Here is a 1,165-nt window from a genome sequence, read left to right on the forward strand (position 1 = left end):
CGCGCGCCCGGGCTCCCCGCGCATCTGGTGCACCCGGCCCACGCGGCCCGGAGCCACTGAGCCGCCGCCCGAGCCCCGGGATCCCGATCGCCCGAGCCCTGGGATCACCCCGCCGCCCGCTTGCGTATGGTGTGAGTCACACCCCTCATCCGGCCGGAGGTGCCCCGTGACCCAGACAGTCCACTCCCCCGTCGCGCCCGGCGAGGACCCGGTGGACCTGTCCTGGCGCCGGTCCGCCTCGTGCGGACTGACCCCGAAGAGCGCGCGCCCCGGTGCCCCCGATCCGCACGCCTCCCGGTCCCACCGTCTCGCCGAGGCCGCCCGACCGGTGATGGACGACCTCGACGAGGTCCTCAAGGACACCGGAGCCATGCTCCTGCTCGCGGACCGCGAGGGCCGGGTCATCCGCTCGGTGCGCGACAACGCCCGGATCTCCCGCATGCTCCTGCGGCGGGGAGTCGACGACGGTGCCACCCTCACCGAGGACGCGGTGGGCAACAACGGCATCGGCACGGCGCTCGAGACCCGCGCCGGGGTCTTCATCCACGGCGAGCAGCACTTCGCGGAGGTCCTGCGCGACTTCGCCTGTTACGGGCACCCGATCGTCGACCCGCTCACCCGCCGCCTGGTCGGGGCGGTGGATCTGACGGGGATGAGCGCCGACGCCTCCCGCATGTTCGCGCCGTTCGTGCGGAAGATCGTCGCGGACATCGAGGCCCGCTACGTCGACACCGCCCGCGCGGACGACCGCGAACTCTGGCACCGCTTCGTCGAACGCACCCGATCCTCCGACGCCGCCACCTGCGCGTTCGGCGACGAGGTGGTGCTGGCCTCGCACTCGAGCCTGGAACGTCTGGCCTCCCGGGACATCGCAAGACTCCGGCGGCTGGTGGAGCAGGACGAGGTGGGCGACGTCGTGGAACTCTCGGTGGGGACGGTCGGGGTCCTGTCCAGCCGGGTCGGCCGCCGCGGCCACCTGCTCGACCTGACGTTCCCCGACCAGCACCCCGCGCCCACGCTGCGGAGCACCTCCTCCCCGGGCCCCGGCTCCACCCCGGGCTCGACCTCGACGCGGGCCATGACGTCCGCCCCGGGTTCCACCTCCACGCCGGGCACGACGTCCCCGCCCGGGTCCACGGGTCCGGCGGACACGTCGGGTCCGGGG

1 protein-coding gene is annotated in these 1,165 nt (G+C 74.3%); it reads left to right on the forward strand.

The window, feature by feature from the left end:
- Positions 1-166 precede the first annotated feature (166 nt).
- Positions 167-1,165 (forward strand): GAF domain-containing protein (locus G6028_RS05565; RefSeq protein WP_338404154.1); only part of this gene is annotated, 999 nt, incomplete at its 3' end.

This window comes from Dietzia cercidiphylli (assembly GCF_014145145.1).
Lineage (GTDB): Bacteria > Actinomycetota > Actinomycetes > Mycobacteriales > Mycobacteriaceae > Dietzia > Dietzia natronolimnaea.